Origin of the sequence: Alteriqipengyuania sp., assembly GCF_964222115.1 — a bacterium.
Lineage (GTDB): Bacteria > Pseudomonadota > Alphaproteobacteria > Sphingomonadales > Sphingomonadaceae > Alteriqipengyuania.
Window position 1 is genome coordinate 1 of the sequence record NZ_CAXQBM010000025.1, and the last position, 7,432, is coordinate 7,432.

Annotated in this window: 3 protein-coding genes, 1 tRNA gene and 2 pseudogenes; 4 read left to right on the forward strand and 2 right to left on the reverse strand. The window is 64.1% G+C overall.

The window, feature by feature from the left end; all coding sequences use genetic code 11:
* Positions 1 to 103: 103 nt before the first annotated feature.
* The 3 genes and pseudogenes from ACEQXE_RS04905 to ACEQXE_RS04915 all read left to right on the forward strand — a co-directional run.
* Positions 104 to 799: pseudogene (locus ACEQXE_RS04905) on the forward strand (alpha-ketoacid dehydrogenase subunit beta); the annotation flags it as partial.
* A 5-nt stretch (positions 800 to 804) separates the two neighbouring features.
* On the forward strand, positions 805 to 2,115 hold the full coding sequence (locus ACEQXE_RS04910) for a dihydrolipoamide acetyltransferase family protein (protein WP_370177839.1): 1,311 nt from the start codon (positions 805 to 807) through the stop codon (positions 2,113 to 2,115).
* Positions 2,116 to 2,119: 4 nt separating this feature from the next.
* A complete protein-coding gene (locus ACEQXE_RS04915) occupies positions 2,120 to 2,689 on the forward strand; it encodes a YdeI/OmpD-associated family protein (RefSeq protein ID WP_370177840.1) in 570 nt (189 codons plus the stop codon).
* A 6-nt stretch (positions 2,690 to 2,695) separates the two neighbouring features.
* Here ACEQXE_RS04915 and ACEQXE_RS04920 read toward each other — a convergent pair whose 3' ends face one another.
* Positions 2,696 to 3,136, reverse strand: coding sequence for a hypothetical protein (locus tag ACEQXE_RS04920; RefSeq protein ID WP_370177841.1), 441 nt, complete (start codon positions 3,134 to 3,136; stop codon positions 2,696 to 2,698).
* Between the two features lie 197 nt (positions 3,137 to 3,333).
* On the opposite strand from ACEQXE_RS04920, the gene ACEQXE_RS04925 reads away from it, so the two are divergent.
* Positions 3,334 to 3,410, forward strand: a tRNA-Asp gene (locus tag ACEQXE_RS04925).
* Between the two features lie 191 nt (positions 3,411 to 3,601).
* On the opposite strand, the pseudogene ACEQXE_RS04930 reads toward ACEQXE_RS04925, so the two are convergent.
* Positions 3,602 to 7,378, reverse strand: a pseudogene (locus ACEQXE_RS04930) (autotransporter domain-containing protein); the annotation flags it as partial.
* Between the last annotated feature and the right edge of the window lie 54 nt (positions 7,379 to 7,432).

Here is a 7,432-nt window from a genome sequence, read left to right on the forward strand (position 1 = left end):
TGTCCGACGATTATGCGGGCATGGCCCCGGCGGACGTGGTGGCAGAGGTGAATGCCGCCTATGGCCTGTCGCTGGACGAGAGCGTGAGCTACCCGAACGGCGTGGCGAATATTCGGTGCCGATGACGGTGCGCTCGCCCTTCGGAGGCGGCATCTTCGGTGGACAGACCCACAGCCAGAGCCCCGAATCGCTGTTTACCCACGCATCGGGCATCAAGACCGTGATCCCGGCAACGCCCTACGACGCGAAGGGCCTGCTGATTTCGTGCATCGAGGATAACGACCCGGTCATCTTCTTCGAACCCAAGCGCATCTACAACGGCCCGTTCGACGGGTTCTTCGACCGCCCGGTGAAGAACTGGAAATCGCACCCGGACAGTGTGGTGCCCGAAGGCTATTACCGCGTCGAGCTGGGCAAGGCCCGGCTCGTGACCGAAGGCGAGCAGCTGACCGTTCTGACCTACGGCACGATGGTACACGTCGCGAAGGCGGTGCTGGAAGAGAAGGGGATCGAGGCCGATATCCTCGACCTGCGCACGCTCGTCCCGCTCGATATCGAGGCGATCGAGGAATCGGTGAAGAAGACGGGCCGGTGCATGATCGTGCACGAGGCGACCCGCACCTCGGGCTTCGGCGCAGAGCTTTCCGCACTGGTGCAGGAGCGGTGCTTCTACCACCTCGAAGCGCCGATCGAACGCGTGACCGGCTTCGACACGCCCTATCCTCACAGCCTCGAATGGGCCTATTTCCCTGGCCCGGTGCGCATCGGCGCGGCTCTCGACACGCTCCTCAAGGACTGATCCCCATGGCGAAATTCACCTTCAACCTGCCCGATATTGGCGAAGGCATCGCCGAGGCCGAGATCGTTGCCTGGCACGTTTCCATTGGCGATGTGGTCGAGGAAGACCAGCAGATCGCCGACATGATGACCGACAAGGCGACGGTCGAAATGGAAAGCCCCATTGCGGGCAAGGTGATCGAGGTCGCGGGCGAGGTGGGTGACACCATCGCCATCGGTTCGATGCTCGTCACGATCGAGGTCGAGGGCGAGATCCCCGACGATGTGGCAGAAGAAAACGCCAAGGCTGCCGAGGCCGAACCTGCGTCTGCCCCCGCTCCGAAGTCGGAAGAAATCGAAGAGCGGATCGAGGTCGAGAACCCCGATGCGAGCGATGCGGACGACGCGCGTGAGGCCGACCCGGAGCCTGCCCCCAAGCAACCTGTCGAAAAGAGCGCGCCCAAGCCCGATACGAAGGTTCTCGCCAGCCCGGCAGTGCGCAAGCGCGCCCGCGATCTCGGCGTAGATCTCGCACAGGTAAAGCCTGTCGAAGACGGGCGCGTGCGGCACGGCGATCTCGACCAGTTTCTCGCCTATTCCGGCGGCTACTCTCCCGCCAGCGGGCCTCGTGCGGACGAGCAAATCAAGGTCATCGGCATGCGCCGCCGGATCGCCCAAAACATGAGCGCGTCCAAGCGCAACATCCCGCACTTCACCTACGTGGACGAGGTCGATGTGACCGCGCTGGAAGACATGCGCGCGCAGCTTAACAATGGCCGCGGCGACAAGCCCAAGCTTACCATCCTGCCACTGCTGATCACTGCGATCTGCCAGTGCCTGCCCGAATTCCCCATGATCAATGCCACCTACGACGATGAGGGCGGCACGGTCACCCGTCACGGCTCGGTCAACATGGGCATGGCCGCGCAGACCGATGCGGGGCTGATGGTCCCGGTGCTGCACGACGCGCAGGCACAGAACATCTGGCAGCTCGCGCGCGAGATCGGCCGACTTGCCGAGGCAGCGCGCACCGGCAAGGCGAAGTCCGAAGAGATGCAGGGCGGCACGCTGACCGTAACGTCGCTCGGCCCGCTGGGCGGAATCGCCACGACGCCGGTCATCAACCGACCCGAGGTTGCCATCATCGGCCCGAACAAGATCGTCGAGCGTCCGATGTTCGTGACCGGTGCCGATGGTGTCGAACGGGTGGAGAAGCGCAAGCTGATGAACATCTCGATCAGCTGCGATCACCGGGTGGTGGATGGCTGGGACGCAGCCAGCTTCATCCAGGCACTGAAGGTACGGCTCGAATCGCCCGCGCTGATCCTGGCGGCCTGACCCCATGAAGACCGACCCGCGCATCGACGAATATATTGCGCGGGCAGCTTCGTTTGCGCAGCCGATCCTCGAACATGTGCGCAAGCTCGCGCATGAGGCGCTGCCCGATGGCGAAGAGACGCTGAAATGGGGCGCTCCACATTTTACAGTCGGCGGCAAGAATGTCGTCGGCATGGCGGCGTTCAAGGCACATGCCGGGATCATGCTCGCCGATAGCGACGAGGCGGGCGGCGGCATCGGCAGCTATGGCAAGATCGCGAGCCTCGACGAGCTGCCGCCCGACGAAGAGCTTGTCGCGCAATTCCGCCGTTCTGCAGAAGCGGTTGCCAAGGGGATCAAGAAGAAGCCCAAACCCAAGGCGCAAATCCCGATGCCGGACGATTTCGCGCAGGCGCTTGCACAGAATGCCGACGCACGAAGGGTCTTCGACGGCTTCACGGACGCCCAGCGGCGCGATTACCTGGAATGGATCACCAGCGCCAAGCGCGACACCACGCGGGCCAAGCGTATAGCGACCGCGGTCGAGTGGATTTCCGAAGGCAAGCGGCGCAACTGGAAATACGAGAACTGCTAAGGCCGTTCAGCGAACAACCGCGCTGTAGGTGAAAACGCCGCGTCCGTTGGCGGCGCGCGGATCGGTAACGTCCCAGCGCACATGTGTCACATCAGCGGAGGTCGCCACGCGTCCTCTGGTGCGAAGCTGGGCGAGTTCGCCCCAGGTTCGTCCCCCATCGACAGAGACCTGCGGCGTATCGCCGCCGCTTGCCCTGAAAGCCAGGGCTCGCGGCACCCGACTGGATATGGTGAAGGGCTTGGCCTGCGGACTGCGCCACGCGAGCATGAGGACCACGGTGTCTCCGCTTTCGAGCGTTTCGGCAGGCATCAGCTGGCGCTGCAATCGCCCGTCACGTTCCTGCGATCGTTCGATGAACACTTCGCGGTCGATCTGCACCAGCGACTGGGCAGCGGCCACACTGGCCGCGAATAGCGCGGCGCTTCCGATCAGCAATCCGATACGCATGGAACGGCTCCCCCTGCCGGTTTCTCAAGCGATTGGGAGCCTCGCAGCAAATGCTCAAAATGTGGTTAAACGGGTGCTAACCCTGTTCGCGGTGCGAAGTTGGAAAAACCCTGTCGCGAAGCCATTGACAGGGTTGCAGGCGTGGCTTAAGCGCGCCGCTCCCACGCAGCGGAGACAACCGTCTCGCACGTGTCTGCGCGGGTGTAGCTCAGTTGGTTAGAGCGCCGGCCTGTCACGCCGGAGGTCGCGGGTTCGAGTCCCGTCACTCGCGCCATCGAATTCATGGAAAGCCCCCGGAGACGTTGGTCCCTGGGGGCTTTTTCTTTGTTCGATGGATCGCGGATCGTCAGGCGGGGACGCGCTCCCCGCCTGACAGGTCTTGTATAAGAAGGGCACCCTCAGGCCACCGCGAACCCAGCCGCCGCTCACCCCATTGGCGAAGTCGACGGTGCCTTCGATGAAGCCCGAAATGCCGTTCGTCATCCGCGCGCGGAAGCCCGCACCGGCCCTGCCATATGTATCGATGGCGGTGTTGGTGAAGGTGGCAGTTCCGCCGGTGTTCGACAGGGTGATGCTGTCCTCTCCCTGGAATTTGTGGATGACCTGCGCCATCGCATAGAACTCCATCGGCGCAGCAGCGCTGCCGACATTGGTGCCTACCCGGACACCGGCCTTGCCGCGCAGACCATCATCCTCGTCCATGGCGAACCCGGTCACCCCTTGCGAGAAGTCGTCGATATCGATGCTGGCATATTCGATAGAGGCGGACGGTTCGATGAAGAAGGAGCTGCCGAAGCGCGCCCCCAGTTCCAGCCAGCCACCCCAGCCGTCGGCATCCAGATCCGCGATCTGGCCGCCAGAGCGGATGCCGTAGTCGATATTCATCGTCTCGTACTTGGCCAGACCGGCGACATAGGCAGGGCCGAAGGTGGCAATGCCGTAGACGCCCACATTCAGGCTCTCGTACTCGATACGCGCAAGCGCGGTCTCGGTCTGCAAGCGGCTGCTCGCATAGCCCACGGTCACGCCCAGCACGCTGTTGGTGCCCCCAATCACGTCGACACCGCCCTGGATGCCGAAGTAATCCTGGCTGTTGTCGAGGTTGTAGGTGCGCGCCACGCCAAACGGCGATGCAGACAGCGAGTTGTCGCGGCTCTGATCCGTGCCCGAGAAGTTGAACCACAGGGCCGAGTTGATCCGCGGGTTGTCCGTGCTTCCCCCGCGAGCGCTGGAGGCCAGCGCACCCAGGTGGGAGCCTACCGCCGCATTGTTGCGGTAGAGCACCTGGCGGGCGCCATCGGCGATCAGCACTGCCGAAACGGCTGCCGCGCTGGGTGTGCCGAACGCGAGGAAGTTGTTGTTCGCCGCGTCGAATTCCAGCGTGTAGTCGACCAGCGGGTTCTGGACGGCTGCCAGATTGAACGCTCTGGCGCTGGTGCCTGCATCGGCATCGACGATGATCGCGCCGTTGACGAAGTTGCCGCCCGCATCGAACACCACTGCGGTCGATCCCGTTGCCGATCCACCGATCACCAGCTGGTCGCCCGCCGTACCCGGCCCGACATCGACACCCAGGAACGCCCCTGCCGAGCCGACGTAGTCGCCGGGAATGGTCAGGCTATCGTCGGTCGCGCCATCGCGCATGTCGATCACGCCGCCGGTATTGGCTAGCGTTTCGAGCCCGGCATAGGTTTGCGTTCCCGAGACCGAGATCAGCCCGAGGTTGGTGAGCAGGTCGGTGCCCGCGCCAAAATCGCTCGATTCGGTCGCGAACAATGTGCCGCCATTGGTCAGCACGTCGTCATTGTCGGTCAGGTCGATCTGTCCGGTGATGCTGCCGGGAGCGCTGACGGTGACAACCGCAGCCGCACCATCGGCATCCAGCGCCGGACCGGCAGTGGCCGATACGTCACCGCCCAGATTGATCGTGGTGCCGGTGCCGGAGGTCGCTTCGATCCCGGCAATTGCGCCACTCACATCGGCGCCACTGGCCGTGTTGATGATGAGGTCGCACCCGCTTTCCGCATCGATGCCGATGCCCTGCGCGGATGACACATTGCCGGTCGCGGTGACCGAAACGGTCGTGCAGCCGGTGGCGGTAACATCGATCCCGTCGCTTCTGGGGCCAGTCACGGTGACGGGGCCTGTGACAACGGTGATCGGGCCGGTTGTGGTGTCCACATTGATCCCGTCGGAATCGGGTCCGCTGGTCGTCACCATACCGACATCGACCATCACCGCGACGTCGTCGCCATCAATGTCGATACCGGGAGAATTGCTGCCCCCGGTGGTCACGCTGTCGCCGATGACCATGATCTCTCCGGTCGCATCGACTTCCACACCGGGCGAATCGTCGCCGCGGGTCACGATGTCTTCGAAGACGATGCTGACCTTGCCTTCACCGCCATCGACGTCGATGCCCGGCGAATTGTCGCCATCGGTATCGACATCGCCGACTTCCACGTCGATTGGGCCAGGGCTGTCGACATCGACACCGGGGGAATCGTCGCCATCGGTGTCTATGTCCGGGCCAGCGCCCGTGCCTGGCCCACCGGGCCCTGCAATGGTCACGCCGCAGGCCCCCGCGCCCAGAATGGCGCAGGCAGTGGGGTCGGTCAGCACGGTGATCCCGGGCGAATTGTCTCCCCAGGTCGAAACCACCCCGAGGGTCGCCACGACCTGGCCCGGTGCGCTGATGAGCACGGCCGCACTGTCGATGCCCTGGGTGGTCACATTCTGCGCGGTCAGGGTCGGATCGCAAGATCCTGCTCCCAGCAGCACGCACGCCGCCGGATCGCTGCTTATGTCGATCCCGGTCGCATTCGCGCCCAGCGTTTGGACCGTGCCGAAATCGCCGGTAATGTCTACCGGTGCTGCGATGATTGCGCCGGCGGCACCATCGCCACCGGTCGAAATCTGATCGGCAGTAATGGCCGTGGTGCACTGCCCGACGCCTAGCAGGACGCATGCGGTCGGGTCTGCTGCTAAATCGATGCCCGTGGCATTGTCGCCAAAGGTTTCCAGCACACCGATATTGGCAGTCGTGGGCCCCGCCGCACGGATCAGCGCGCCGATCGCGCCATCGCCCTTGGTGGTCAATTGGCCGACGCTAAGCGAGTTTTCGCAGGCGCCCGCACCTAGAATGGCACAGGCGGTAGGATCGCTGGCGAGATCGATGCCGAATGCATCCTCGCCATCGGTGGACAACACGCCCACACTTCCATCGACATCGCCCACTGCGCGGATCACCGCACCGGGCGAACGTGCGCCCGTGGTGGTCAGGTTGTTGACTGTGAAGGCCTGGTCGCACGATCCCACACCCAGTGCGACGCATGCCGTGGGATCGGCACGCAGGTCGATCCCGGCAGCTTCGATGCCGTTGGTCTGGATGACATCGGCGGAGAGTGTCGTTGCCCCCGCTGCGGTCACCAGCGCGCCGATCGAGCCGAAGCCATCGGTGGTGATCGTGTCGAACACTGCGTCGATATTGCAGGAGCCTGCACCAAGCGTGGCGCAGACTGCGGGATCGGACTGGAGATTGAGGCCGAGCGCCTGGTCGCCTCCGGTGCGCAGCACGCCGACATCGACGCCGATGCCGCCCGCTGCGGTGAGGAAGGCGGCGGTCGAACCGGTGCCAAGGGTCTCGATCAGGTTGGCATCGAGCGTCGCCGGGCCGGAAACCGTGACGATCTCCACGCCCTGCGCATTGACGCCTGCGGTCTGCACTTCGTCGAGCGTGACGCTGGCGTTCCCGGCCTGGATATTCACGCCGTCGCTATTGTCGCCCAAGGTCGATACGAGATCGTCGACTGTCAGCACGAGACCATCGACAGCTTGCAGCAATGCACCCGTGCTGCTGTCACCGATTGTCGTCAGGCGGCGGACTTGCGCGTTGATGTCGGCCCCCGACGTCAGGTCCAGCGCGGGCTCGTTATCGAGCACGGTGTCGATCACCGCATCGCCCGTGATGGTGATGGGGCCGGTGGTGTCTATCAGCGCGGTGACGGTGGATTCAAAATTCGGGGGCAGGGCGACGACGACAGGCTGGACCAGCGCGTTGAGATTGATCGTGCCGGATGGCGGGGTTGGCGGTGCCGGTGTCGGGGCGTCGCAGTTCAGCACGCCGGCCAAGTCGGTTGCGCAGACGACCTGTGCCGCCGCCGGCGCAGAAGTCATCGCAAGAATTGAAGTACAGCCAACCGCAGCCAGTTTGACGGCATTAATGCCAGTTCGAGCGCTCATAGGTTCCCTCGCTTTGAGTTGCCCTCCTGTCGGGAGCGTAATGCACGAAGCGAT

Coding starts and splice junctions, on each gene's coding strand:
- ACEQXE_RS04910 (WP_370177839.1), top strand. CDS start 805: ATGGCGAAATTCACCTTCAACCTGCCCGATATTGGCGAAGGCATCGCC.
- ACEQXE_RS04915 (WP_370177840.1), top strand. CDS start 2,120: ATGAAGACCGACCCGCGCATCGACGAATATATTGCGCGGGCAGCTTCG.
- ACEQXE_RS04920 (WP_370177841.1), bottom strand. CDS start 3,136: ATGCGTATCGGATTGCTGATCGGAAGCGCCGCGCTATTCGCGGCCAGT.